Raw genomic sequence first — 23718 nt, 5'->3', positions numbered from 1 at the left:
TCAGGTGTGCGGGTGTGTGTGGTGGGTCTGTGAGAGGAGTGGTCAGCCCTTGACGGCGCCGACCATGATCCCCTTGCTGAAGTGCTTCGCGACGAACGGGTACACGATCAGCATCGGCACGGTGGCGATGATGACGGTCGAGTACTTGAGCAGGTCGGCGAGCTCTCGACGTTCGAGCTGGGCGGCCAGGTCGCCACCGCCTCCGCCGTCGTTGAGGATGAGGATGCCTCGCAGCACGAGCTGCAGCGGCTGCAGGTCGGCGTCACGCAGATAGAGCAGCGCGTCGAAGTACGAGTTCCACTGCATGATCGCGTACATCAGCGCGATGACCGCGAGCAGCGGCTTGGCGAGCGGCAGCACGATGGTCCAGAGGATGCGGAGTTCGCTCGCACCGTCGAGCTGTGCCGCCTCGTAGACCTCGTCGGGGATCGACGAGCGGAAGTAGACCATCGCGATGATCACCTGCCAGACGCCGATCGCGTTCGGGAGGAGCATCGACCATCGGGTGTCGAGCAGGCCGAGCGACTGGACGACGATGTACATCGGGATCACTCCGCCGGAGAACAGCATCGTGAAGACGACGCCGCCGGTGAGGGTCTTGCGCCCGAACAGGTTCGCCCGGGACAGCGGATACGCGATGGCGACCGTGCCGGCGACGCTGATGATCGTGCCGACCACGGTGTAGAACACAGAGTTGCCGAATCCGCGGAGGATCGCGGGGTTGTTGAGAGCTTCGGTGTACCCACGGAGGGTGAAGTCGACGGGCCAGAACAGCACCCGGCCGGATGACACCGCCTGAGGGCTGGAGAACGAGCTGGCGACGATGTTCAGCAGCGGCAGGAGCACGACGAGCAGGAAGACCGTCAACAGCAGGTAGGCGGCGATCACGAAGACGCGATCCGCTCTGGTCTCCTTCACCTTCACCCCGGAGGCCACGGGGTCCCGTCGGCGGCGGCCGCGCCCTGAGCCCGATCCGACGACGATCTCCTCGGTGAGCAGGGGCTGCTCTCTGATCACGGTGCTCACCACAGCCCACTTCCTGTCACTCGCTTGGATATGCCGTTGACGACGAGCAGGAGCACGAGGCTGATGACGGCGTTGAAGAGTCCGATGGTGGCTCCGAGGCTGAAGTTGGCGTTCAGGATGCCGGTCTTGTAGACGTACGTCGGGATGATCTCCGACGTCGAGAGGTTCAGTGCGTTCTGCAGGAGGAACGCCTTCTCGAACCCGATCGCCATGATGTTGCCGACCCCGAGGATCAGGATGATCGTCGCTGTCGGCAGCAGGGACGGCAGGTCGACGTACCAGATCTTCTGCAGCCGTGATGCGCCGTCGATCTTGGCGGCCTCGTAGAGGGAGGTGTCCACGGACGCGAGGGCGGCGAGGTAGATGACCGCGGAGTACCCGGTGGTCGTCCAGATGTCTGTCGCCACATAGATGTGCCGGAAGAAGTCGGCGCTCGCCAGCAGATCGACCTGACCTGCGCCGAAGAAGCTCAGCGTCCGGCCCAGGATGCCCACGCGTGGAGACAGCAGCAGGATCGTCATCGACACGATCACGACGGTGGAGATGAAGTACGGCGCGTACGTGACGAGCTGGACCGTGCGGGTGAAGAACCGCAGTCGGACCTCGTTGAGCAGGATCGCGAGGATGATCGGCAGCGGGAAGCTCGCGATGAGGGTGTAGACCGCGAGGATGAACGTGTTGCCGATGAGCTTGGGGAACACCGGGTTGCGGAAGAGTGCGGTGAAGTTGTCGAATCCCACCCAGGGACTCCCCCACACGCCGTCGATGGGGTTGTAGTTCTTGAACGCGATGACCGCGTTGGCCATCGGCACGTATCGGAACACGATGAACCAGATGACGGGCAGGAGCAGCAGCAGGTACAGCTGCCAGTAGCGGCGCAGGCTGCGGACGAATCGCGAACGTGCGTCGGTGCGTCGAGGACTCGGCGGCGAGATCTCGACCGGTGGTGCGTGCTCAGCACTGAGCTTCATGATCGCCCTCCCAGGGCAGGATTACTTTACGTCGTAATAAAATCACGCCGAGCCGAAAAAGTAAACGCTCGATTTCCGGTCGGCGATTTCGAGGGATCGCTTGCACGTCCATCTCAAACGTGATTTATTGACGTTGTCAAGTAACTACCGGAGGGTCTCATCCCATGACTTCCCGTGCAGACACCGTCGTCGCACTCCGCGCCGCTGGTGCCGCCTTCATCGTCCACATCTCCGACCCGATCCCCCGTGTGCTGCACTGGGGCGCGGACCTCGGAGACCTCGATCCCGCAGCCGTCTCGGCGCTCGCCCTCACGGCCGGGCCCGCCCAGCTGAACAACTCCCCCGACATCCCGCGTGCCTTCTCCGCACTGCCCACCGAGCACGAGGGCTGGTCGGGAACCGCAGCTCTCTCCGGTCACGCGAGCGGACGCGCCACGACCCCCCGACCTCGACTCGTGGGACACGATGTCGAGATCCCGTCCGACGGCGTCGGCGGGCGCATCGTCCTCCGGTTCGACGACACGATCAGCGGCATCCGCACCGAACTCGCATATCACCTCGACCCGCACGGAGTTCTCGCGGTCGACACGTCCCTCGCACGCGACTCCGCCCTCAGTCCGCGCATCGGTCGGACCCCCTACACGGTGGGCGCCGTGCTGTCGCTGCTTCCGCTCCCCGAGCGCGCGACCGAGATCCTCGACTTCACCGGGAAGTGGTGCCGTGAGCGCTCCCCGCAGCGTTCGCCCTTCGGCTTCGGCACCCACCGTCGCGCCGCGCACCGCGGCAAGCCGGGACACGACTCGCCCTTCCTGCTCGCGGCCGGAACCGCCGGATTCGGCTTCCGGCACGGAGAGATCTGGGCCGTGCACCTCGCGTGGAGCGGTGAACAGCAGTACCTCGCCGAGCGCCTTCCCGAGGGCGCTGGCGTGTTCAGTTCGGTCATCGGAGCCGGCGAGGAGCTCCACCCGGGCGAGATCATCCTCGAAGACGGCGACCGCTACGACGCACCGACCGCGCTGTTCCTCTGGTCCGACAGCGGACTCGACGCCATCAGCGACCGACTCCACGGGCGCCTGCGCGCGCGTCCGACGCATCCGCGCTCGCCGCGACCCCTGGTGCTCAACACCTGGGAGGCGGTCTACTTCGACCACGACCTCGAGCGCCTCACCGCGCTGATCGAGCGTGCGGCGGAGGTGGGGGTCGAGCGCATCGTGCTCGACGACGGCTGGTTCCGCGGACGCCGCGAAGCGGATGCCGGCCTGGGCGACTGGTTCGTCGACGATGAGGTGTGGCCGGACGGACTCGGGCCCCTCGTCGATGTCGTGCGTGCTCAGGGGATGCAGTTCGGTCTCTGGTTCGAGCCCGAGATGATCAATCTCGACTCCGATCTCGCGCGCGCCCACCCGGACTGGGTACTGGGTCCGGCCGAGGGCCTCGGCCCGGAATCCCGGTCGCAGCACGTTCTCGACATCGCGCGCCCCGAGGCGTACGACTACCTTCTCGCGCGTCTCGACGCTCTCGTGCGCGAGCACTCGATCGACTACCTGAAATGGGATCACAACCGCGATCTTCTCGAAGCGGTCAGTCGCGGCGGCGATGGGGACAGGCCCAGCGTCCACCGGCAGACCGCCGCGCTCTACCGCCTGCTCGACGAGCTGCGCTCGCGGCACCCGGGGCTCGAGATCGAGACATGCTCGGGCGGCGGCGGACGCATCGACCTCGGGATCCTCGACCGCACCGATCGTGTCTGGGCCTCGGACTGCAACGATCCGGTCGAACGCGTCCAGATCGAGCGGTGGACGCGCAGCCTCGTGCCTCCCGAACTCATCGGCTCCCACCTCGGCTCCGCGCGATCGCACACCACGGCCCGCACCACCGATCTGTCGTTCCGTCTGGCGACGTCGCTGACCGCGCACGCCGGCATCGAGCAGGACCTCACCGTCGTCGACGACGGCGAGCTGGCGGCGATCGCCCGCTGGACCGCGATGTACCGCGAATTCCGCGAGCTGCTGCACAGCGGTCGCGTCGTCAACGCGGACCTCGCGGATCCCGCGACATCACTCTCGGGAATCGTGGCCCGAGACGCATCCGAAGCGCTGTTCACCTGGAGCCGGTTCACGACATCGGCATCGGGTCAGTCCGGTCGGGTGCGTTTTCCCGGACTGGATGCCGCTGCGCCGTACACCGTCCGGATCCGCGAAGATCTCGGCGCGTCGAGCAGACACGGTGGAGACCCCGAGTGGGTGACGGCCGCCGTCGCCGTCCCGGTCGAGATGCCGGGGTCCGTCCTCGTCACCGCCGGCGTCCCCCTGCCGACGCTCAATCCGCAGCAGGCGATGCTCATCGAGATCAGGCGCGCAGACGGCTGACGGTCACACCTCCTTCCCATCCCCCGACAGAGCAGTCGAACGAGAGGAAAGCAATGAACGCACACCGACAGAGAAGGAGAGCGGCCTCGTTGACCGCGGCACTCGCCGCGACAGCGATCGTCCTCGCTCTGGCACCTGGCGCGAGCTGGGCCACCGAGGCGACACCGGAACCGACTCCGGCGCCGGAGACGACGCCGACGACGGCTCCCGCGCCGACGGACGACCCGGCACCGACCGAAGAGCCGGCACCGACTGAAGAGCCGGCACCGGAACCTGCTCCCTCGAGCACCCCGGAGCAGGAGCCACCGGCGGATGCGACGCGCACGCCTGCGGACGAGACCGAAGACGGCATCTCGAACCGATCGACCGCCCCCTACATGGGCTGGAGCAGCTACAGCATGCAGGTGTACGAAGGAGGCCAGTGGATCACCGCCGATCAGATCATGGCTCAGTCGGATGCCATGCATGACAAGCTCCAGGATTACGGCTACGACTACATCAACATCGACGCCGGCTGGAACGGAGGCCAGGACGAGTACGGACGCCCCATTCCCAGCACGACGCTGTTCCCCGACGGGCTCGACGCGGTGATCGACCACGTGCACGACAACGGCCAGAAGGTGGGTCTGTATCTGATTCCCGGGATGAGCCTCGAGACGGCGCAGAAGGCGCTCCCGATCTACGGCGCTCCCGGCTGCACGACCGAGAATCTGCTCAAGCAGCCTCTCCAGCAGGGCGACTACTGGGGCTTCGGGTACCGACTCGACTTCGACAACCCCTGCACCGAGAAGTACATCGACTCGATCGCCGATCTGCTCGGCGAATGGGGAGTCGACTTCATCAAGTTCGACAGCGTCACCCCCGGCTCCGGAATCAGCGACCTGTCGATGGACGCCCGCGAGGAGGTCGCCGCCTGGTCTCGGGCGCTCGACCGCAACGACATCTGGTTCGAGCTCTCCTGGGCCGTCGACATCGACTACGCGGACTACTGGAAGCAGTATGCAGACGGCTGGCGCATCGACTGGGACGTCGAATGCTACTGCGGCGATGAGGCCCTGACCACCTGGGAGAACGTCGCTCGCCTGTTCCCGAGGCTCTCGGACTGGTGGCGCCACGCCGGGCCCGCAGGCTGGAACGACCTCGACTCCCTCAACGTGGGCAACGGGAAGATGGACGGCCTCACGCGCGACGAACGCCGCACCGCGACGACGCTCTGGGCGACCTCCGCGGCGCCGATGTACCTGGGCAACGATCTGACGAACCTCGACGAGTACGGGCTCGAGCTGATCACCAACCGCGAGGTCATCGCCGTGAACCAGGCAGGCGTGCCCGCTCGCCCCGTCTCGACGGCCACGAAGCAGCAGGTCTGGTACGCACTGAACCCGGATGGCACCTACACCGTGGCGCTGTACAACCTGGGCCGTGCAGACGCCGACATCACGGTCGACTGGTCCGACATCGGACTCGACGGCTCCGCGAAGGTCCGCGATCTCTGGGCCGGCAAGAACCTGGGATCGGAAGCGGAGGGCTTCACCGCCGAGAGCGTGCCGATCCACGGCGTGCGCCTTCTGAAGGTGACGCCCGCGAAGCAGGCGGCACTCACCGTCAACGACGACTCGCTGCGGGTCGGCTACGACGGGGCGTGGGTGCGCAACGACGGCAACGAGGTGCCTGCGACATCGCAGCCCTTCACCGTCGCGGTGTCCGACACCCCGGGTGGAGGCACGCCCGAACCGCCCGCCACCGGGCTGACAGTGACCCTGAACGACGACGATTCACGCATCGGCTACAGCGGGTCCTGGGGCGACAGCAACAACCGCGGGCTGGGCGACCACGGCGACGACGTCCACTACGTCGAGACGAACGGAGCGGCCTTCGAGTACACGTTCCAGGGAACCGGGATCCAGTACGTCACCGAGAAGCACGAATCGCAGGGCGAGGTCGAGGTCTACCTCGACGGACAGCTGGTCGAGACCGTCGACACCTCGCTGCCCGCGGCCGACGGGCGCCTCTCCCAGCAGGTGGTCTACGCCGTCGCCGATCTCGCGAGCGGAAGTCACACCCTGCGGGTGGTCAAGAAGTCCGGATCCTTCATGCTGCTCGACAAGCTCGTCGTCACTCTCGACAGCCAGCTGAGCACGACCTCGGGTGCGTTCAACAAGGCCGCTCCCGCCGACGTGACGGTCGATGTGCTGCGCGACCCGAGCGAGCTCTCCTCGATCAGCCTCGGCGGTGAGCCGCTCGAGCGCGACGCCGACTACACGCTGTCCGGATCGACGGTCACACTGAAGTCGTCGTACCTCGCCGCACTCCCGGTGGGGGACGCGACGCTGGACTTCGCGTTCACCGGAGACCATCTCGACGATGTCCACGCCACCACGGCCGACGGCGACTCCGTGTCGTTCACGTTCCGCGGGACCGGCGTCGCGTGGCTCGGCCCGAAGGCACCCGACCAGGGAGCCGTCGATGTGTACATCGACGGCAAGAAGGTGAAGAGCGTCGACACCCACGCCGAGTCGCGCGTCTCGAATCAGACACTGTTCGAGGCGACCGGGCTGAAGGACGGCGAGCACACGATCAAGGTCGTGAAGACGTCGGGAGACGTGCTCCGCACGGACGTGTTCCGATACACGGTCAAGAAGGTCGGCTGATCCCCGTCGGGGCGGGCCCCGTGCCCGCCCCGATGCACCGCCGACGAACCCTATCGCGGATGTCCGCCCCCGGGTGCACACTCTGCAGATGGAGATCACACTCGCACAGCCGGCGGGACTCGTCGTGAGCCCCGCCTTCAGTCATGTCGCCGTCGTCCCGCCCGGGGCCACGACGATCCACGTCGGCGGCCAGAACGGCGTCGATGAGACGGGCGCGCTCGTCTCGACGGATGCCGCCGAGCAGTCGCTCCGCGCGGTCGAGAACGCTCGGATCGCGCTCGAGTCGGCGGGCGCAGGCCTCGAAGATGTCATCAGCTGGACGATCTACATCCACCAGGATGCCGATCTTCGTGCCGCCTACGGTGCCGTCGCAGCGACGCTCGCCCGTGATGGCGCCCCTCCGCTGGTGACCGCAGCCCTCGTGGCCGGGCTCGGCGTCCCGGGCGCAGTGATCGAGGTGAGCGCGATCGCCGCCGTCATCCGTGAATGACCGCGGCGCGCCGACTCAGATCCTTCCGCGCACCGGGGTCCGCTCGGCCGAGTCACCGCCCTCGGGCATGGCCATCTCCGCGCGGACGCCGAGCAGTCTGACCTCCCGGTCGTGATCGAGCGTGGCACCGAGCGCAAGTGCCGCCTCGATGACCGTCGCGCGCCGGGTGGTCGGCTCCGGCAACTTGCGGCCGAAGGTCTTGGTCTCGAACGGCGCATAGCGCACCTTCAGATGCACGCGGACGACCGGGCGCCCCTCGGCGGCGCAGTCGTCGAAGGCCTGCCCCGCCAGTTCGGTCAGCGCCGCCTGAACCTCTGCAGTCGTCGTGAGGTTCTGCTGGTACGTCATCTCGCGACTGTGGCTACGGGCCACCCATGGGGTGCTGTCGACCACGGTCGGACCGAGACCCGAGCCCAGCCCGTGGTACCAGACGCCCATCCGCGGTCCGAACTCCGCGATGAGCTCTGCCTCGTCCGCGTCAGCGAGTTCCCGGACCGTCGTGATGCCGCGGGTGGCGAGCCGCTTCTGAACCTTCGGGCCGACTCCCCACAGGCCCCGAGTAGGCCGGTCTCCCATCACGTCGAACCAGTTCTCGGCGGTGAGCCGGAAGACACCCCGGGGCTTGCCGAACTCCGTGGCGATCTTGGCCCGCACCTTGTTGTCGCCGATGCCGACCGAGCAGTGCAGTGCCGTCGACTCGAGCACCGCGTTCTGCGCGCTGCGCGCCGTCTGCTCGGGGTCGTCCGTGGTCACGCCGAGAAAGCACTCGTCCCAGCCGATGGCCTCGAGCACCACCCCGGGCAGCGCACGCAGTGTCGACATCACCTCGGTCGAGGCCGACTCATACGCGTCGTGGTCCACCGGCAGGAAGACCGCGTTCTCAGGCGCCTTACCTGCCGCGATCTTCAGCGGCATGCCGGATCCGATGCCGAACTTCCGCGCCTCGTACGACGCCGTCGACACGACGGCGCGCTCCGTCGGGTCGCCCCGGCCGCCGACGATCACGGGGAGCCCTGCGAGCTCCGGTCGGCGCAGCACCTCGACCGCAGCGATGAACTGATCCATGTCGACGTGCAGCACCCAGTCGGTCATGCACCGAGTGTGGCCCGTGCCGAGCGAGTTGTCACCCCTCGGAGACGATCAGCGCATCACCGAGATCAGCCGATCGAGACGGCGATCGCGGTCGCGATCAGGGCGAGGAGCGGCAGCGTGCCCTGCATCACCGCGGCACGCGCCTTCGTGCGATCGGAGAGGATCAGCACCAGTGCGGCGGCGAGCATCATCCCCGTTCCGGCGAACACGAGAGTCAGTCCCACCGTTGTGAAGCCGATGATCACGAAGCCGACGCCGAGCAGCGCGGTCAGCGCGAGGAACAGGTTGTAGAAGCCCTGGTTGAAGGCGAGCGCCTTCGTCGTGAGGGCGTCCGCCTCGCTCGCGACGCCGAAGATCTTCCTCGTCTCGGGCTCTGTCCATCTCAGCGACTCGAGCGCGAAGATGAAGACGTGGAAGGCGGCAGCGGCCGCGGCGAGGACGAGTCCGACGATGAGCATGACTCGATCGTATCGATGTCCGCTCGCGCTAGATCAGGAAGATCGGCAGAAGCCCGGGGTTGTGGGCGTGCACGAGCACTCCGAACACCACCGCATCGAACAGCAGGTGCACCGTGACGACATAGGCCAGCGAGTGCGTCCGAATGAAGATGAACCCCTGCAGCAGCGCGAACGGGATGGTCAGCAGCGGTCCCCACTCGCGATAGCCCAGCTCCCACAGGAATGAGACGAACACGATCATCTGCAGCACGTTGGCGAGGGCGTCGGGGAAATGCCTGCGCAGCAGGGCGAAGACGGTGCAGATGAAGAACAGCTCGTCCCAGATGCCGACCGCTCCGACGCCGACGAACAGCCGGGCGATGAGGTCGGGCGAGTCCACGACCGGCCAGTTCTGATAGACGCCGCTGGTGATGAAGTAGAACGGCAGGATCAGCCAGCCGAGCACCAGGACGGCGACGAGCCAGCCCCACTGCAGGAGCCCCCACCGGCGGTGCGCCCGCCAGGGGAAGCCGATCGCCCGGTCGCGGAACACGAAGCGGGAGACGACGTACGGAACCGCCACCGCGCCGCCGAGGGCGAGCGTGAACCGCAGCATCGCGAGGTTGTCGAGCTCTGCCGCGAGCGGGATCACGCTGACGATGAGCATGCCGAGGGCGATCAGGGACAGGTCCCTGGTGAGTGAGGGCTGACGGCTGGTCCCCACGACTCGGGCGCTCTCGCGACGCGTGCCCACGCGCACCGTCTGATCCGCCGTCACCGGCAGACGGCGCTCGACGAGCCACGCGCTCCCGACGCCGAGTGCGAGCAGCGCCCAGCCGAGCCACGGGATCTGCACCACGAAGAACGCCGGCGCCGCAGCGCACACGAGGAGCGCGGAGACGACCGCCGGCCACGTCGCCGAGATGCGCTGCGCGGTGATCACGCGCGCGACTTCCGCCGATACACGAGATCGCGGATGTCTCGCCCCTTGGCGATCCCCTTGCGTTCGAATGCGGTCATGACGCGTCCATCGAATCGCTCGGCCCAGTCGCCGTCGAAGGCGCGCTCGAACAGAGGCTCCGCGTCGAGCACCTCGCGCATCTGCAGCGCGTAGTCCTCCCAGTCGGTCGCGAGGCGGAGCAGACCGCCGTCACGGAGTGCGCGAGCGGCGGTGTCGGCGAACCCCTCGCGGACGAGACGGCGCTTGGTGTGCTTCTTCTTGTGCCACGGATCAGGGAAGAAGATCCAGACCTCTGCCGCTGCCGCTTCGGGGAGGTACGACGAGAGCACCTCCGGCGCATTCGCCTCGACCACGCGGACGTTGCGAGCGCCTTCGCGGTCGGCGTCGAGCATGGTCCTGGCGAGACCCGCGCGGAAGACCTCGACCGCGAGGAAGTCGTCGTCGGGGCGGGACGATGCGGCGGCGACGATGGCGTGCCCCTGACCGGAGCCGATCTCGACGTACAGGTCCGCATCCCGCCCGTACTCGGAGGCGGGATCGAGACGCGCCTCCGGGTGCACCGAGGTCCAGGCGACATCGCGGGGCACGTCGAGGAGGTAGTGCGGTCCGAGCTCTTCGAACGCGCGCTCCTGAGCATCGGACATCCGGCCGCTGCGGCGCACGAAGGAGACCGGTTCGTCGCGGAAGGTGCGGGGTTCGGGCATGCTTCCAGGGTAGTCGGCGGCGCTGAACGCCACCGACCGCGGGTCAGGAGGCGGGTGCCGTCACGAAGTCGATCAGCTCCTCCACCCGACCGAGGAGCGCCGGCTCGAGGTCGCGGTAGGTGTGCACCTTCGACAGGATGTGCTGCCAGGCTCGACCGGTGTCCGCCTGCGTCTCGTACGGCCACCCGAATGCGCGGCAGATCCCGGTCTTCCAGTCCGTGCCCCGAGGGATCTCCGGCCATCTCGCGATACCGAGAGCCCGAGGGGTGACGCACTGCCAGACATCCACGAACGGGTGGCCGACGATCTTCACATGCCTGCCGTGCGGACCCCGGGCGACGGCGTCGGCGATGCGCGATTCCTTCGACCCGGGCACGAGGTGATCCACGAGGACCCCGTAGCGGCGCGATGCACTGGGAGGCTCTGCGGCGAGCAGCTCGTCGAGCAGGTCGACTCCCTGCAGGAACTCGACGACGACGCCCTCGACCCGCAGGTCCGCTCCCCATACCTTCTCGACCAGCTCGGCGTCGTGCTTGCCCTCGACCAGGATCCGGCTGGGAAGCGCGACCCTGGCTCGTTGATCGGCGGCGACGAACGATCCGGATGCCGTGCGTCGGAGGCCCTGCTCCTTCGCGGCCGGGACCGTGAGCCGCACCGGTGATCCGTCGATCAGGAACCCGCCTCCGAGCGGGAAGAGGCGCTTGCGCCCCACCCGGTCCTCGAGTTCGACGTTGCCGCCCTGCACCCGTGTGACCGCTCCGCAGAATCCGTCCTGCGCCACCTCGACGACGAGATCGAGCTCGGCGGGAACCTGCGGCACCGGCTTGGCTGCTCGTTCCCTCCAGCCGGCAGCGAGCACATCGGATCCGTACCTGTCGTCCATGCCATCCAGCGTATGTGTCTCCGCTGAGGGCGAACGGCTATCCCCCCTCGGAAGGTGTCGCGTGTCGGCCTCTGTGCATAGACTCGTGCCATGGGGCTCGGCTGCCGGTCGGAGGGAACACGATGAAGACACGGTGGCTGGCGCTGGCCGCACTGACCGCGGCGGCTGCAGCAGCCGCGTTCTCCGCATCTGCTGCCTCCGCGACCGACCCCGTGACGCTCGACTCGGGATACGTGACGGACGACGCCGACGTCCTCAGCCCGAGCCAAGAGGACGCCGTCGAGGCTCGACTCCAGACGCTCAGCGACAATTCCTCGTCCGATCTCTTCGTCGTCCTCGTCGATGACTTCACCTCGCCGACCGACAACGTCGCCTGGGCCGATACCGTCGCAGAGAACAACAACCTCGGCTCCGAGCAGTACCTGCTCGCGATCGCGGTAGAGGGACGCAGCTACTACATCTCGGCAGCACCCGACGGCCCGCTCAGTGACAGCGAGCTCGACGACGTGGAAGACAAGATCCAGGGTCTGGCCGCACAAGAGGACTGGGAGGGCATGATCGTCCTCGCCGCCGACGAGATCGAGGGCGACGGCGGTGCGGGCGCTCTACGGGCCACACTGATCGTGGTCGCCGTCATCGCGGTCGGCCTGATCATCTGGCTGATCATCGCCCTCATTCGCCGCGCGCGTCGCAATGCCGCGATCCGCAGGCGTGGCGCCATGCCCGAGACGCCCGATCCGAACGATCCGTTCTCCACGCTGACCGACGAGCAGGTGGAGACGCAGGCGGGGGCCGCACTCGTGCAGGCGGACGATGCGATCACCTCGAGCCGCGAGGAGCTCGGCTTCGCCGTCGCCCAGTTCGGCGACGCGGCGACCGCCGAGTTCAGCGGAGCAGTCGAGACCGCGAAGTCGAAGATGTCCGAGGCCTTCGATCTGAAGCAGAAGCTCGACGACGAGATCGAGGACACCGTCCACGATCGCCGCGCCTGGCACATCCGCATCATCCGGCTGTGCGACGAGATCGACGACGTCCTCGACGAGAACACCGACGCGTTCGACGCGCTCCGCAAGCTCGAGCAGAACGCACCACAGGAACTCGACAGAGTCCGCGGCGAGCGAGCCGCTCTCGTCCCGCTTCTGACTTCCGCGGCTCCCGCTCTGGCCGCGCTGTCCGCCACCTACGACGCATCGGCACTGAGCACGGTGTCCGACAACCCGGCACAGGCTCAGGAGCGGGCAGCCCTGGCCGACCGCTCGATCGAGGCCGCGCAGCAGGCGATAGCGGCCGGTCGCTCCGGCGAGGCGGCGTTCGCCATCCGCACGGCCGAGCAGTCGGTGGCGCAGGCGACACAGCTGGTCGAGGCCATCACCGCGCTGGGCACCGAACTCTCCCGTATCGAATCGCAGGCGCAGGCTCTCGTCGCCGAGCTGCAGGCCGACATCGCCGCGGCACAGCAGCTGCCTGACGCCGGAGGCACGCTCGCCGCGGTCGCGGCCGCAACCTCGCAGCAGCTGCAGCGTGCGCAGGCCGACCTCTCCGGAGCATCGCGCAGTCCGCAGCGCGTGCTCGAAGCGCTCAGCGCGGCGAACACGCAGATCGACGCCGCGATCGCGGAGGGCACCCAGGCCGTGGAACGGGCGCGACGCGTGCAGCAGCTTCTCGAGCAGACCCTGACGCAGGCGGGCTCCGAGATCCGAGCAGCGCGCGAGTACATCGAGACGCGGCGGGGAACCGTCGGCTCCACGGCTCGCACCCGCCTCTCCCAGGCCGACGCGACCCTTACTCAGGCCGTGAGTCTGCGGTCGTCGGATCCCGAGACCGCGCTCGCAGAAGCAGGACGCGCGCTCGAACTCGCCCGGCAGGCCACCTCGTCCGCCCAGGCGGATGTCGCGGCCATGAGCCCGAGCCGCTATGAGAGCGGATGGGGCGGCGCCGGCGGCAGCATCTTCGGCGGCGGATCAGGCTCCGGCGGTTCCGGCCTGGGCGGCGACATCCTGGGCGGCATCATCGGCGGTCTGCTCTCGGGCGGCGGAGGCGGAGGCGGCGGCTCCTCGCGCAGCAGCAGCTGGCGTTCCAGCGGTGGCGGCGGGTTCCGCAGCTCCGGTTTCGGCGGAGGCGGCGGCAGCCGCTCCAGCGGCCGCAGCGGCCGTTCGGGAGGGCGACGCTTCTGAACCGCACACCTATCGACCCCAGACATCGAGTCCGACCCTCTGAAAGGAACCACGCATGACCAAGCAGTCCATCTTCGGACGTATCTCGACCCTCGTCCGCGCGAACATCAACTCGCTCCTGGACTCTGCGGAAGACCCGCAGAAGATGATCGACCAGCTCGTTCGCGACTACACGAACAGCATCGCCGACGCGGAGTCGGCCATCGCCGAGACCATCGGCAACCTGCGTCTGCTGGAGCGCGACCACGAAGAAGACGTCCAGGCCGCCACCGAGTGGGGCAACAAGGCTCTCGCCGCCAGCCGCAAGGCCGACGAGATGCGCTCCACCGGCGACGCCGCCGATGCCGACAAGTTCGACAACCTCGCGAAGATCGCTCTGCAGCGCCAGATCAGCGCCGAGCGCGAGGCGACCGGGGCCGAGCCGCAGATCGCCGCTCAGACCGAGATCGTCGACAAGCTGAAGTCCGGCCTCAACGGCATGAAGGACAAGCTCGGCGAGCTGAAGAACAAGCGCAGCGAGCTGCTCGCCCGCGCCAAGGTCGCCGAGGCTCAGACGAAGGTGCAGGATGCGGTCTCCTCGATCAACGTCCTCGACCCCACCAGCGAGCTGGGACGTTTCGAAGACAAGGTCCGCCGTCAGGAGGCCCTCGCCCAGGGCAAGATCGAGCTCGCGGCATCCAGCCTCGACGCTCAGTTCGAGAGCCTCGAAGACCTCGGTGAGCTCACCGAGGTCGAGGCTCGTCTCGCCGAGCTGAAGGCGGGCGGCTCCGCCCCTCGCCAGGCCATCGAAGGCTCCTGACACACCTGCGGGTGCCTCGGATCCTCGCGTCCGAGGCACCCGCTCCTCTTTCTCAGCTGGAGGCACCCATGGTGCGTTTCCTCGTCGTCCCGCAGTGGCAGGGCTCCCCCGCCGCTCGCGCGATGCTGCTCGTCGACGGCGCCTCGGCGATCGCTGGCGACCTTCCGCGTGCCGCGACCACGGTGCTCGATGTGCCGGTCGAAGCCGGTGAATCCCTCGGCACCGGCGTCCGCCGACTCAGCGCTCTCCTTCGCACCCGAGAGCTCGTCGAAACCGGCATGACCGCCGACACCGTGATCATCGGCGGCGACTGCAGCGTGACCGTCGCCGCCCTGGCGGCTCTTCCCGGCGGAACCGACGACCTGGCCGTCGTGTGGTGCGATGCCCACGCCGACCTGCACACGCCGGACACCTCACCCTCCGGAGCGTTCTCCGGCATGGCGCTCCGCGCGGTACTCGGCGACGGAGAGCCTCAACTCGCGCTCTCGCCCGGGATCCCCCGCGATCGGGTGGTCACGGTGGGCATGCGCAATCTCGACGACGACGAGGTCACCGCCCTCGACGGCCTCGCCCAGCTCTCCGTCGACGATCTGGAATCGCCCGACGCTCTCGCCGACGCGGTCGAAGCGACCGGCGCGCGCCGCGTATGGGTGCACATCGACGTCGATGTGCTCGACCCTGCGGAGATCGCCGGTGTCTCCTCCCCCGCACCGTTCGGACTCTCGCCCGCGAGTCTGAGCACCGCGATCCGCGCACTGCGGTCCCGTGTGCCGCTGGCGGGCGCCACCATCGCGGGGTTCGCCCCTCGCTCACCCGTTGACGCGGTCGAGGACCTCGGCGCGCTGCTCCGTCTCGTCGGAGCCGTCGCATGACGTCCGACTGGCGGCCGGCCGCCGACCGCGCTGTGGCTCGCGGTCGGAGACTCGACCGCCGGATCCCCGCGTTCCTCCTGCGTTCGCCGATCAGCCGGATCGGCTACTGGTGGGGCACGTCCGTGGGCTGGATCTGGGGGTCCCTGTGGAGCACGGGTCCCGTCGAACGCCGATCGGGCCTGTGGGTGTTCCAGGGGATGCCGAACTGGACGTTCAACCGCGGCGGAGTGTGCGTCGGCGGCTGCTTCCTGACGGGTGACGCCCGTCCGAGCGACGCCGTGCTGCGCCACGAGGCGGTGCACAAGGCGCAGTGGCTGCGCTACGGCATCCTGCTTCCGGTGCTCTACCTGTTCGCGGGCAGGGATCCGCTGCGTAACCGCTTCGAGATCGAGGCAGGCCTGGAAGACGGCAACTACGTGCGCCGCAGCAGGTCGCGGCCGTAGAGCGCGGAGGCGCTCAGCGGTCGACGGGCAGCAGCCCGAAGCGCTCCGGAGCGTGGATCTGAGCAGGCTGGATCTCGAGGGCGCCCGTCAGGTGCTCGACGATGTCAGCCGTGCCGAGGAAGCCTCCGAGAAGGGTGACGTGGGTGTCGAGTTCGTCGTCGCAGAGCATCTCGTCTGCCCATGCGCAGGTCGCTCGGGCGAGAGCCTCGCCGGGTGCGCACGCTCGCCCGCTTCCCGGTGCGCCCGATCGCTGGGATCGAGCGAGCCACGTGACCGTCATGCGTCCAGGGGCTTCGATCACGCCGATGTCGGACGCGTCGGCGACCTCGATGAAGATCCGACCCGACGCGCACAGCGGCAGAGTGGCGAGGAAGACCTCGAGCTCGGTGAGCGAGTGCTCGTCGGCCGTCACCAGGTGGTGAGCACGGCGACGTGCGGCGCGGCGCTCGGCACGCGTGCTGCGGGTCTCGAGGAAGGTCTCCATGATGCATCCATCATACAGCACATGAAGGGTTGCCTAACCTTGCTCGGGGACTTCTTCCACCAGTGCGCGTCGCAGAGACTCGAGTTCCTGGTCCGTCATCCCGTTCGCGCGCAGATAGCCGGCGGCCGAACCCCAACGTTCGTCGACCTGCTCGAGCAGCGCCCGCATCACCGGTGCCGGCGACTGCGTCGCCAGAGCGACGGCGTGCACCGCCTGCGGATGCTGCGACCTCAGGTACGCGGCGATGCGCTGCGACCGCTCGGCGGGCAGCAGCGACTCCGTGAGCGCGTAGTCCGCGACGATCGCCTCACGGTCGGCGCCCACTGCGGCGAGCGCGAGCGCGACGGTCACCCCGGTGCGGTCCTTGCCGACCGTGCAGTGGACGAGAGTCGGCTCCCCCTCGGCGATGATGCGGATCGCGGCGACGAGCCGATCTCCGCTCTCCTCGAGCAGGTGCAGGTAGAGATCCTCCAGGCTCGTGTCCGTCTCGAAGAACGACCGCACGGATCCGAGGAACAGCGGAAGGTGAGTGGTGTCGGGACCCTCGATCTCAGTCGGCTCTGCGGCGACCTCTTCGCCGTCGCGGAGATCGACGATGTGAGCGACGCGGCGACGGACCTCGTTCACCCCGGCAGTGGTCGCCGCCGAGAGCTGGCCGGATCGCAACAGCACGCCCGAACGGATCCGACCACCGTCTGCGAGCATCCCCCCGACGTCGCGGAAGTTGTTGACCCCGTCGACCTCGAGAACGCTCATGCCTGCGCCTGAGCCTGCGGCGAGCGCGGCGGAACCGGGTATCTTCCGGCGATCACGACTCGGTTGAAGGCGTTGATCGAGATGCAGGCCCAGCTCAGTGCCGCGTACTCCTTCTCGGTGAACACTCCACCGACCCGGTCGTACACGTTGTCGGAGATGCCCTCCTCGGAGATGAAGGTGAAAGCCTCGGCGAGCTCGAGCGCGGCTTCCTCGCGGTCACTGAAGACATTGCTCTCGCGCCACGTCGCGATCTGCATGAGCGTGTCGGTGTCGATGCCCGCCTTGAGCGCGCGATCCACATGCAGACGCGTGCAGTAGCTGCACCCGTTGAGCTGCGACGAGTGGATCATCACGATCTCCTTGAGCCGATCGTCGATCCCGTTGGCTGCGCAGATGTCTCCCACAGTGCGGGCGAAGGCGTCGAGCGCCTGGTAGGCCGCCGGCTCGGTCTTTGAGAGGTGCACTCGCGTCTCGCTCATGGCTCAATGATATTCCGTTGTGCACTCAAGCTGGCGAGCCGCTCACAGGAAGCGAGAATGCAGAGCGCGAAATGACAGCGCCGATTTGATACCTTTTCGCCAAGGGTGAGCCGGGTTACGGCAAACATAATGCTCCCGCATTTCCCCACCACCCTCGAAGCAGAGCAGAATATGCAGGTGGCGATCGACACCAGCGAGTTCAGCTATCTTCCCGCACAGGCGCAGACGATGGGGGTCTCCGAACCGTCCGTTCGACGCGTGACGCTGCCCCTGCCGGACGGCCGCCAGGTGAGCGCGCTGCGATTCGGCGACGAGGCACCTCGAGTGACACTGCTGCACGGCGCCGGTCTCAATGCGCACACGTGGGACACGACGGTGCTCGCGCTCCAGCAGCCGGTGCTGGCGATCGACCTCGCCGGTCACGGCGACTCGTCGTGGCGCGACGACCTCGATTACACCCCTCGCACTCTCGCCCTCGACGTCGCCGCGGCGCTCGACGCCTGGACGGACGCCCCGCAGCTGGTCGTGGGTCACTCGCTCGGCGGCCTCACCGGCGCAGCTCTTGCCGCTGCCCGTCCCGACCTCGTGTCGGGGCTGATCGTGGTCGACATCACTCCGGGCATCGACACGTCCGCCGGGCCCGCCGCCCTGCGCGAGTTCTACGCCGGCCCCACGGATTTCGAGACGCGCGACGAGCTCGTCGACCGCGCGATCTCGTTCGGGTTCGGAGGCGCCAGGTCTGACACCGAGCGGGGCGTGTTCCTGAACACCCGCGTGCGCGCCGACGGCCGCGTCGAGTGGAAGCACCACTTCGCGCACCTCGCGGCCCAGACGCTCGCTGCGCACGACCGCGGCGACGTCTCGGCGCCGTCCGCACTTCACACCACCGGCTGGCAGGATCTCTCGCAGACGTCGGCACCCCTCACGCTCCTCCGCGCCATCGACGGCTTCGTGACCGCAGCGGATGCGCAGGAGTTCGCCGATCGTCTGCCTCAGGCCCGCGTGGTCGCCGTCCAGGCCACCCACAACGTTCAGGAGACCGCGCCCGGGCAGCTCGCCGCGGTGATCTCGTCCTCGCTCCCGCCGCACGGAATGTGACGTTCCGTTCCACATTCCGCCCTCACCCACCCGACACATCCCTAGGCTCGATCCATCGGCACACAGCAACTGCCGCACCGAGAGGAAACAACCCATGTTCCGACGTACGCGACGACTCGCGCTGATCTCCGCCATCGCGGCGAGCGCCATCGTCCTCACCGCCTGCGCGGGTGCCGCAGAGCCCGAGACCACTGAGCCCGTCGGAGAGCCCGATCCGGACGCGACGCTCCAGGTGGGGCTCGTCCTCGAACCCACCAATCTCGACATCCGTCACACCAGCGGCGCCGCCCTCGAGCAGATCCTCATCGACAACATCTACGAGGGTCTGATCAGCCGGACGCAGGAGAACGAGATCGTGCCCCGCCTCGCCTCGGACTACGAGGTCTCCGACGACGGACTCACTTACACGTTCACCCTCAACGAGGGCATCACGTTCCACAGCGGAACCGCACTCACCTCGGCCGACGTGGTCGCCTCGTACGAGGCCGTCCGCACGGACGCGACGCTGCAGGGCAACGCCGAGTTCGCCTCGGTGGCCTCTATCACCGCCCCGGACCCCGCGACGGTGCAGATCGTGCTCACGGAGCCGAACCAGAACTTCCTGTTCTCGCTCACCGGGCCTGCGGGTCTCGTCTTCCAGACGGGCGACACGACCGACCTCAAGACCGCCGAGAACGGAACCGGCCCCTTCACCCTGACTCGGTGGAACAAGGGCAGCGCCATCACCTTCGCCCGCAACGACGCCTATTGGGGCGAACCGGCGGGAGTCGCCGAGGTCGAGTTCCAGTACATCCCCGACTTCACCGCCGGAGTGAACACCGCTCTCGACGGCGGGGTTCAGGTTCTCACAGCCGTCGACCCGAATCTCGCCCCGCAGCTCGAGGATTCCGGCGACTTCACCCTCACGACCGGCCGCACCACAGACAAGGCCACGCTCGCGTTCAACAACGCCAAGGCGCCTCTCGACGACGTGCGGGTACGCGAGGCACTCCGCCTCGCGATCGATCACGAGGCTCTCGTCGAGGCCGTCGGTGCGGGATCCACCCTGTACGGACCGATCCCCGAGCTGGACCCCGGTTACGAGGACCTCTCCGATGTCGTCTCCTACGATCCGGAGAAGGCGAAGGAGTTGCTTGCAGAAGCCGGCCAGGAGGATCTCGAGCTCACCCTGACGATCCCCAGCTTCTACGGAACGACGGTCCCCAAGGTGCTCATCTCGGACTTCCAGAAGGTCGGCGTCACCCTCGATGTCGACTCCGTCGAGTTCCCGACCTGGTTGGAGGACGTCTACACCAACCACGACTACGACCTCAGCTTCGTGCTGCACGTCGAGCCGCGTGACTTCGGCAACTTCGCGAACCCCGACTACTACTTCGGCTACGACAACGCCGAGGTGCAGGGCCTGTACACCGAGGCGCTGGCCGAGGTCGATCCCGACAAGTCCGCGGACCTGCTCGCCGAAGCCGCGCGCATCGTGTCCGAGGACCACGCGGCGGACTGGCTGTACAACGGTGCGACCATCACGGCCGTGAGCCCGCTCGTGACCGGCTTCCCCGAGGACTCGATCAACTCCCGCATCAACCTGGCCGGGGTGACCGTGGCCACCGAGAAGTGATGACGCGCACGTCGTGATCCGCTACGCGCTCGTTCGAGGAGCCCTGCTCATCGCAGGGCTCCTCGTCTCGAGTGCGGTGATCTTCCTGACACTCAGGGTCTTCCCCGGCGATGTCGCACAGCTGATCGCGGGCACGCAGGCCTCCCCCGACGAGGTGGAGGCCCTTCGCGAATCCCTCGGTCTGAACCGTCCTCTCCCCGCGCAGTACGCGGAGTGGATCGGCGGGATCTTCCGCGGCGATCTCGGCACGTCGCTCCTCTCGGGCGCCTCGGTCGGCGAGGAGCTGCTCGAGAAGGCGCAGGTCACGGTCCCGCTCGGCATCCTCTCCCTGCTCATCGCCGTCCTCATCGCCGTGCCGTTCGGAATCCTGGCCGCGCTGCGTCGTGGCGGTCGCGGAGGCACGGCGCTGAGCGTGGGCGCGCAGGCTCTCGCCGCGGTGCCCGTCGTCTGGGCGGGCATGATGCTCATCGTCGTCTTCTCGGTCTGGCTCGGCTGGCTTCCCCCGCAGGGCTTCCCCCGCACCGGGTGGAGCACGCCCTGGCGAGCGATCGAATCGCTGCTGCTGCCCGCTCTCACGATCGGCATCGTCGAGGGCGCGATGCTCATGAGATTCGTGCGCAGTGCGACCCTGCAGGCTGCGGGACAGGACTTCGTCCGCACCGCCGCCGCCAAGGGACTCACCCGCACGCGCGCCCTCATCTCCCACGGCATACCGGCAGTCGGACTCTCGATCATCACTGTCCTCGGACTGCAGGTCGCGGGCATCATCGTCGGCTCGGTCGTCATCGAGCAGCTGTTCACCCTCCCGGGCATCGGGCGGATGCTCGTGGCCGACGTCGGAACGCGCGACCTCGTCAAGGTGCAGAGCGAGCTGCTCGTGCTCACCGGTTTCGTGCTCGTGGTGGGCTTCCTCGTCGATCTGGTCCATCGTGCGATCGATCCTCGGCAGAGGGAGGCCTGATGTCCGGTTGGCTGTCGAGACTGTGGCGGACCGCGACCGGGCGATTCGGTCTGATCGTCGTCGCCATCGTCGCTCTCACGGCGCTCGTCTCGCTGTTCTGGACGCCGTTCGACCCGCAGGAGTCCGATCTGGCGGCTCGCTGGGGTGTCCCCGGCTGGCCCCATCTGCTCGGCACCGACGACACCGGGCGCGACATCCTCAGTCTGCTCATGGCGGGCTCTCGGACGACGGTGTTCGTGAGCATCGGCGCCGGGCTCGTCGCCACGGTCGTCGGCATCGCCCTGGCCGCGCTCGGCGCGCTCACGGCACGGTGGCTGCGTGAGACGGTGGCCGTGCTCGTCGACATCCTGATCGCCTTCCCCGTGCTGCTCATCGCGATGATGATCTCGTCGGTCTGGGGCGGCTCGCTCTGGGTGGTGATCTGGTCGGTGGGCATCGGCTTCGGCGTCAACATCGCTCGCGTCACCCGACCAGAGCTGCGCCGCGTGCAGCAGAGCGACTTCGTCCTCGCCGCGCGGGCCTCCGGCCTGACGACCGGTCAGAGCCTCGCGCGCCACCTGCTGCCCAACGTCGCGCCCGTGTTCATCGTGCAGCTGTCGTGGTCGATGGCGGTCGCCGTGCTCGCCGAAGCGGGACTGTCGTACCTGGGCTTCGGCGCGTCGGTGGTGGAGCCGAGCTGGGGGCTGCTGCTCGCCGATCTCCAGCGCTACATCGGCGTGCATCCCCTCTCGGTCATCTGGCCGGGCCTCGCGATCACGATCACGGTGCTCGCTCTCAACCTCCTGGGCGACGGCCTGCGCGAGGCCACCGATCCCACGCTGCGCCATCGCGCCGCCGAGATCCACACGCCGGCGGTGATCGCATGAGTCTCGAAGTGACCGACCTCGTCGTCCGCATCGACGGACGGCCGGTGGTCGACGGCGTCTCGTTCGAGGTGCCGGACGGATCGCGCCTGGGCCTGATCGGCGAATCCGGATCCGGCAAGTCCTTGACCGCCCTGGCCGTTCTCGGGCTCCTTCCCGACGGCGCGACCGCGAGCGGCAGCATCCGCTGGAACGGCACTGAGCTGATCGGAATGCCGGATCGCGAGCTCGCACGCCTGCGCGGTGACGAGATCGGGATCGTCTTCCAGGAGCCGCGCACCGCTCTGAACCCGATCCGCACGGTCGGCAGGCAGATCGCCGAGTCGATCCGCATCCACGAGGGCATCGGTCGACGAGAGGCCCGAGAGCGAGCGATCCAGGAGGCGGCTCGCGTGCGCCTGCCCGACCCGGCGTCGATCGTCGATCGGTATCCGCACCAGCTGTCCGGCGGTCAGAGGCAGCGGGTGGCGATCGCGATGGCGCTCGCGTGCCGACCGCGTCTGCTCATCGCCGATGAGCCGACGACCGCTCTCGACGTCACGATCCAAGCCGAGATCCTCGCTCTGCTGTTGAACCTCGTCGAGGAGCAGGGCATGTCACTCGTGTTCATCACCCACGATCTCGCCGTCCTCGCTCAGGTCGCGACCCAGGGCGTGGTCCTCGAAGACGGCCACGTGGTCGAGGCGGCTCGCGTGAGCACGCTCCTCACCGCCCCGACATCGCCGATCACCCAAGGGCTGCTCCGCGACGCGACCGCGACCCTGTGGCGGCCCGAGGGAGGCACGCGATGAGCCTGATCGAGGCGCGGTCTCTGCGGCGTGACTTCGTGATCCCCAAGCGCTCCGCCTTCGAGCCGACGCGCAGGCAGACAGCCTTGGCGCCGACCGACCTCGACATCGTCGAGGGGTCGTCCGTCGGGATCATCGGCGAATCCGGGTCGGGGAAATCGACGCTCGTCAGACTGCTGCTCGGACTCGACCGTCCGACGTCCGGCACCGTCACCGTCGATGGAAGAGTCGTGGATGCCGCGGCATCCGCCCGCTCGCTGCACTGGCTGCGCCGTCAGACCGGGCTCGTGTTCCAGGACCCGTACGCATCGCTGGACCCTCGGATGACCGCCGCCCAGATCATCCGCGAGCCCCTCTGGGCGCTCGGCATCGAGGGAGACGACCGCGCGCGCGTGCGCGACGTGCTCGAGCAGGTCGGCCTCGAACCCGAGATGGGCGACCGCTACCCGCACGAGTTCTCGGGAGGGCAGCGGCAGCGGATCGCGTTGGCCCGCGCCATCGTGCATCGACCCCGCATCCTCGTCGGAGACGAGCCCCTGTCGGCGCTCGACGTGACCGTGCGAGCTCAGATCCTCGAGCTCCTGATCGAGCTGCGACGCAGCGCCGACCTGACGCTCGTCCTGGTGTCGCACGACATCGGCGTGGTACAGAACCTGTGCGACACGGTGGTCGTGATGAAGGACGGCGCCGTCGTCGAGCGAGGACCCACCGCAGACGTGCTGCTGCGCCCGACGCAGGACTACACGAAGGCTCTCCTCGCCGCGATCCCCGTGATCCCCGCTCCCCCGTCGTGAGCAGGGTC

Annotated in this window: 23 protein-coding genes; 13 read left to right on the top strand and 10 right to left on the bottom strand. The window is 68.1% G+C overall.

The window, feature by feature from the left end:
• Positions 1-42: 42 nt before the first annotated feature.
• On the bottom strand, positions 43-1026 hold the full coding sequence (locus BMW26_RS06485) for a carbohydrate ABC transporter permease (protein ID WP_230100627.1): 984 nt from the start codon (positions 1024-1026) through the stop codon (positions 43-45).
• The gene (locus BMW26_RS06480) at positions 1023-1997 is read right to left on the bottom strand and encodes an ABC transporter permease (protein ID WP_082297779.1); all 975 of its coding nucleotides are present in this window, start codon (positions 1995-1997) and stop codon (positions 1023-1025) included. Before BMW26_RS06480 ends, BMW26_RS06485 begins: the two co-directional genes overlap by 4 nt.
• A gap of 164 nt (positions 1998-2161) precedes the next feature.
• Here BMW26_RS06480 and BMW26_RS06475 point away from each other — a divergent pair, with 164 nt between their 5' ends.
• From BMW26_RS06475 to BMW26_RS06465, 3 genes are all read left to right on the top strand, one after another.
• Positions 2162-4366 (top strand): alpha-galactosidase, encoded by a 2205-nt coding sequence (locus BMW26_RS06475; protein ID WP_072591082.1) that lies wholly within the window; start codon positions 2162-2164, stop codon positions 4364-4366.
• Between the two features lie 89 nt (positions 4367-4455).
• Positions 4456-7017: a X2-like carbohydrate binding domain-containing protein gene (locus BMW26_RS06470; protein WP_232224535.1), complete on the top strand. Its 2562-nt coding sequence runs from the start codon at positions 4456-4458 to the stop codon at positions 7015-7017.
• 88 nt (positions 7018-7105) lie between these two features.
• The gene (locus tag BMW26_RS06465) at positions 7106-7507 is read left to right on the top strand and encodes a RidA family protein (RefSeq protein WP_072591081.1); all 402 of its coding nucleotides are present in this window, start codon (positions 7106-7108) and stop codon (positions 7505-7507) included.
• A 15-nt stretch (positions 7508-7522) separates the two neighbouring features.
• On the opposite strand, the gene BMW26_RS06460 is transcribed toward BMW26_RS06465, so the two are convergent.
• From BMW26_RS06460 to BMW26_RS06440, 5 genes are all read right to left on the bottom strand, one after another.
• Positions 7523-8599: a DNA polymerase IV gene (locus BMW26_RS06460; RefSeq protein ID WP_198032391.1), complete on the bottom strand. Its 1077-nt coding sequence runs from the start codon at positions 8597-8599 to the stop codon at positions 7523-7525.
• Positions 8600-8664: 65 nt separating this feature from the next.
• Positions 8665-9057 carry a DUF1304 domain-containing protein gene (locus BMW26_RS06455; RefSeq protein WP_056278330.1) on the bottom strand — a complete coding sequence of 131 codons (393 nt, stop codon included), beginning with the start codon at positions 9055-9057 and terminating at the stop codon, positions 8665-8667.
• A gap of 28 nt (positions 9058-9085) precedes the next feature.
• Positions 9086-9979: a CPBP family intramembrane glutamic endopeptidase gene (locus BMW26_RS06450; RefSeq protein ID WP_072591080.1), complete on the bottom strand. Its 894-nt coding sequence runs from the start codon at positions 9977-9979 to the stop codon at positions 9086-9088.
• Positions 9976-10701 (bottom strand): tRNA (guanosine(46)-N7)-methyltransferase TrmB, encoded by a 726-nt coding sequence (trmB, locus tag BMW26_RS06445; RefSeq protein WP_072591079.1) that lies wholly within the window; start codon positions 10699-10701, stop codon positions 9976-9978. Before trmB ends, BMW26_RS06450 begins: the two co-directional genes overlap by 4 nt.
• 43 nt (positions 10702-10744) lie before the next feature.
• On the bottom strand, positions 10745-11584 hold the full coding sequence (locus tag BMW26_RS06440; RefSeq protein ID WP_056278323.1) for a DUF3097 domain-containing protein: 840 nt from the start codon (positions 11582-11584) through the stop codon (positions 10745-10747).
• A gap of 122 nt (positions 11585-11706) precedes the next feature.
• On the opposite strand from BMW26_RS06440, the gene BMW26_RS06435 reads away from it, so the two are divergent.
• The 4 genes from BMW26_RS06435 (at position 11707) to BMW26_RS06420 (ending at position 15872) form a co-directional block, all read left to right on the top strand.
• Positions 11707-13758 carry a TPM domain-containing protein gene (locus BMW26_RS06435; protein ID WP_072591078.1) on the top strand — a complete coding sequence of 684 codons (2052 nt, stop codon included), beginning with the start codon at positions 11707-11709 and terminating at the stop codon, positions 13756-13758.
• Positions 13759-13813: 55 nt separating this feature from the next.
• Complete coding sequence (locus BMW26_RS06430; RefSeq protein ID WP_053095704.1) at positions 13814-14557, top strand: PspA/IM30 family protein; 744 nt, start codon at positions 13814-13816, stop codon at positions 14555-14557.
• Positions 14558-14625: 68 nt separating this feature from the next.
• Positions 14626-15429, top strand: a complete 804-nt coding sequence (locus BMW26_RS06425; protein WP_072591077.1) for an arginase family protein — start codon at positions 14626-14628, stop codon at positions 15427-15429.
• Positions 15426-15872 carry a Fe-S oxidoreductase gene (locus BMW26_RS06420; protein ID WP_072591076.1) on the top strand — a complete coding sequence of 149 codons (447 nt, stop codon included), beginning with the start codon at positions 15426-15428 and terminating at the stop codon, positions 15870-15872. The genes BMW26_RS06425 and BMW26_RS06420 overlap by 4 nt, the downstream gene beginning before the upstream one ends.
• A gap of 13 nt (positions 15873-15885) precedes the next feature.
• On the opposite strand, the gene BMW26_RS06415 is transcribed toward BMW26_RS06420, so the two are convergent.
• From BMW26_RS06415 to BMW26_RS06405, 3 genes are read right to left on the bottom strand one after another with little or no spacing between them, the layout of a single operon-like run.
• Positions 15886-16356 carry an SIP domain-containing protein gene (locus BMW26_RS06415; RefSeq protein WP_053095701.1) on the bottom strand — a complete coding sequence of 157 codons (471 nt, stop codon included), beginning with the start codon at positions 16354-16356 and terminating at the stop codon, positions 15886-15888.
• A 33-nt stretch (positions 16357-16389) separates the two neighbouring features.
• Positions 16390-17112 (bottom strand): tyrosine-protein phosphatase, encoded by a 723-nt coding sequence (locus BMW26_RS06410; RefSeq protein WP_072591075.1) that lies wholly within the window; start codon positions 17110-17112, stop codon positions 16390-16392.
• Complete coding sequence (locus tag BMW26_RS06405) at positions 17109-17591, bottom strand: carboxymuconolactone decarboxylase family protein (RefSeq protein WP_072591074.1); 483 nt, start codon at positions 17589-17591, stop codon at positions 17109-17111. The genes BMW26_RS06410 and BMW26_RS06405 overlap by 4 nt, the downstream gene beginning before the upstream one ends.
• A gap of 171 nt (positions 17592-17762) precedes the next feature.
• Between BMW26_RS06405 and BMW26_RS06400 the strand changes: the two genes are divergently transcribed.
• From BMW26_RS06400 to BMW26_RS06375, 6 genes are all read left to right on the top strand, one after another.
• Complete coding sequence (locus BMW26_RS06400; RefSeq protein WP_072591073.1) at positions 17763-18689, top strand: alpha/beta fold hydrolase; 927 nt, start codon at positions 17763-17765, stop codon at positions 18687-18689.
• A 94-nt stretch (positions 18690-18783) separates the two neighbouring features.
• The gene (locus tag BMW26_RS06395; RefSeq protein ID WP_072591072.1) at positions 18784-20304 is read left to right on the top strand and encodes an ABC transporter substrate-binding protein; all 1521 of its coding nucleotides are present in this window, start codon (positions 18784-18786) and stop codon (positions 20302-20304) included.
• Between the two features lie 13 nt (positions 20305-20317).
• Entirely contained in the window at positions 20318-21265 is a 948-nt protein-coding gene (locus BMW26_RS06390) for an ABC transporter permease (protein WP_053095696.1), read from the top strand.
• Positions 21265-22131, top strand: coding sequence for an ABC transporter permease (locus BMW26_RS06385; protein WP_053095695.1), 867 nt, complete (start codon positions 21265-21267; stop codon positions 22129-22131). The genes BMW26_RS06390 and BMW26_RS06385 overlap by 1 nt, the downstream gene beginning before the upstream one ends.
• Complete coding sequence (locus BMW26_RS06380; protein ID WP_072591071.1) at positions 22128-22919, top strand: ATP-binding cassette domain-containing protein; 792 nt, start codon at positions 22128-22130, stop codon at positions 22917-22919. The genes BMW26_RS06385 and BMW26_RS06380 overlap by 4 nt, the downstream gene beginning before the upstream one ends.
• On the top strand, positions 22916-23710 hold the full coding sequence (locus BMW26_RS06375; protein ID WP_083569307.1) for an ABC transporter ATP-binding protein: 795 nt from the start codon (positions 22916-22918) through the stop codon (positions 23708-23710). Before BMW26_RS06380 ends, BMW26_RS06375 begins: the two co-directional genes overlap by 4 nt.
• The last annotated feature ends 8 nt before the right edge of the window (positions 23711-23718 follow it).

This window comes from Microbacterium sp. 1.5R, assembly GCF_001889265.1.
GTDB lineage: Bacteria > Actinomycetota > Actinomycetes > Actinomycetales > Microbacteriaceae > Microbacterium.
The sequence above is the reverse complement of the archived record's forward strand: the minus strand, read 5'-3'. Positions and strand labels throughout refer to the sequence as shown.

Bases quoted from the DNA above. Each gene is read 5' to 3' on its own strand.
- BMW26_RS06480 (WP_082297779.1), bottom strand. From the start codon at position 1,997: ATGAAGCTCAGTGCTGAGCACGCACCACCGGTCGAGATCTCGCCGCCG.
- BMW26_RS06475 (WP_072591082.1), top strand. From the start codon at position 2,162: ATGACTTCCCGTGCAGACACCGTCGTCGCACTCCGCGCCGCTGGTGCC.
- BMW26_RS06465 (WP_072591081.1), top strand. From the start codon at position 7,106: ATGGAGATCACACTCGCACAGCCGGCGGGACTCGTCGTGAGCCCCGCC.
- BMW26_RS06460 (WP_198032391.1), bottom strand. From the start codon at position 8,599: ATGACCGACTGGGTGCTGCACGTCGACATGGATCAGTTCATCGCTGCG.
- BMW26_RS06455 (WP_056278330.1), bottom strand. From the start codon at position 9,057: ATGCTCATCGTCGGACTCGTCCTCGCCGCGGCCGCTGCCGCCTTCCAC.
- trmB (WP_072591079.1), bottom strand. From the start codon at position 10,701: ATGCCCGAACCCCGCACCTTCCGCGACGAACCGGTCTCCTTCGTGCGC.
- BMW26_RS06440 (WP_056278323.1), bottom strand. From the start codon at position 11,584: ATGGACGACAGGTACGGATCCGATGTGCTCGCTGCCGGCTGGAGGGAA.
- BMW26_RS06435 (WP_072591078.1), top strand. From the start codon at position 11,707: ATGAAGACACGGTGGCTGGCGCTGGCCGCACTGACCGCGGCGGCTGCA.
- BMW26_RS06430 (WP_053095704.1), top strand. From the start codon at position 13,814: ATGACCAAGCAGTCCATCTTCGGACGTATCTCGACCCTCGTCCGCGCG.
- BMW26_RS06425 (WP_072591077.1), top strand. From the start codon at position 14,626: ATGGTGCGTTTCCTCGTCGTCCCGCAGTGGCAGGGCTCCCCCGCCGCT.
- BMW26_RS06420 (WP_072591076.1), top strand. From the start codon at position 15,426: ATGACGTCCGACTGGCGGCCGGCCGCCGACCGCGCTGTGGCTCGCGGT.
- BMW26_RS06415 (WP_053095701.1), bottom strand. From the start codon at position 16,356: ATGGAGACCTTCCTCGAGACCCGCAGCACGCGTGCCGAGCGCCGCGCC.
- BMW26_RS06410 (WP_072591075.1), bottom strand. From the start codon at position 17,112: ATGAGCGTTCTCGAGGTCGACGGGGTCAACAACTTCCGCGACGTCGGG.
- BMW26_RS06405 (WP_072591074.1), bottom strand. From the start codon at position 17,591: ATGAGCGAGACGCGAGTGCACCTCTCAAAGACCGAGCCGGCGGCCTAC.
- BMW26_RS06400 (WP_072591073.1), top strand. From the start codon at position 17,763: ATGCAGGTGGCGATCGACACCAGCGAGTTCAGCTATCTTCCCGCACAG.
- BMW26_RS06395 (WP_072591072.1), top strand. From the start codon at position 18,784: ATGTTCCGACGTACGCGACGACTCGCGCTGATCTCCGCCATCGCGGCG.
- BMW26_RS06385 (WP_053095695.1), top strand. From the start codon at position 21,265: ATGTCCGGTTGGCTGTCGAGACTGTGGCGGACCGCGACCGGGCGATTC.
- BMW26_RS06380 (WP_072591071.1), top strand. From the start codon at position 22,128: ATGAGTCTCGAAGTGACCGACCTCGTCGTCCGCATCGACGGACGGCCG.
- BMW26_RS06375 (WP_083569307.1), top strand. From the start codon at position 22,916: ATGAGCCTGATCGAGGCGCGGTCTCTGCGGCGTGACTTCGTGATCCCC.